The sequence below is a fragment of the Terriglobus sp. YAF25 genome, assembly GCF_052113305.1.
Taxonomy (GTDB): Bacteria; Acidobacteriota; Terriglobia; order Terriglobales; family Acidobacteriaceae; genus Terriglobus.
This window is the reverse complement of the sequence record NZ_JBFRCY010001063.1, coordinates 1-1,035: the sequence shown is the minus strand read 5'-3', so window position 1 is coordinate 1,035 and position 1,035 is coordinate 1. Positions and strand designations below refer to the sequence as shown.

Genomic DNA, 1,035 nt, shown 5'->3' with positions numbered 1-1,035 from the left:
ACCGGACATTACCGAGACAACAAGGACCAGTTCCATACCACCATTCCGGCCAACTATCCGGACATGTACAAGTCGCTGCGTGATCACGGTGTCGCCATTACGGTGAAGGATCAGCAGTCGAATGCATGGCTTGGCCTGTTGATCCAGATCGCTCCCTTCGCGCTGATTCTGAGTTTGTGGTTCTTCCTCCTGCGCCAGATGCAGTCCGGCGGCAACAAAGCCCTCAGCTTTGGCAAGAGCCGTGCCCGTCTGCTGAGCATGCAGCAGAAGAAGGTGACGTTCAAGGACGTTGCCGGCGTGGACGAGGCCAAGGAAGAGCTGAAGGAGATCATCGAGTTCCTGCGCGAGGCGCAGAAGTTCCAGCGCCTGGGTGGCCGTATCCCCAAGGGCGTGCTCCTCGTCGGACCTCCGGGAACCGGTAAGACCCTGCTGGCGCGCGCAGTCGCCGGCGAGGCCAATGTTCCGTTCTTCTCGATCTCCGGTTCGGACTTCGTTGAGATGTTCGTCGGTGTGGGCGCCAGCCGCGTTCGCGACCTCTTCGAACAGGGCAAGAAGAACGCTCCCTGCATCATCTTCATCGACGAGATCGACGCYGTCGGCCGYCACCGYGGCGCYGGCMTGGGCGGCGGTCACGACGAGCGYGAGCAGACACTGAACCAGCTKCTSGTCGAGATGGACGGCTTTGAGTCCAACGACGGCGTGATCCTGGTGGCTGCCACCAACCGTCCTGATGTTCTTGACCCGGCGCTGCTGCGTCCCGGCCGTTTCGACCGCCGCGTGATCGTGGGCCGTCCGGATGTCCGTGGCCGCGAGGAAGTGCTCCGCGTTCACTCCAAGAAGGTTCCTCTGGCTGAGGACGTTGACCTGAACATTCTGGCTCGCGGGACACCGGGCTTCTCCGGCGCCGACCTTGCCAATATGGTCAATGAAGCTGCCCTGATCGCTGCCCGCAACAACCGTAAGGCCGTACACATGTACGACTTTGAAGTTGCCAAGGACAAGGTCCTGATGGGCGCCGAGCGCAAGTCGATGCTG

The 1,035-nt window shown here is 61.4% G+C and carries 1 protein-coding gene; it reads left to right on the top strand.

Annotation, left to right across the window (positions count from 1 at the left end):
* Positions 1-1,035 (top strand): ATP-dependent zinc metalloprotease FtsH (gene ftsH / locus AB4043_RS26550; protein WP_442308665.1); only part of this gene is annotated, 1,035 nt, incomplete at both ends.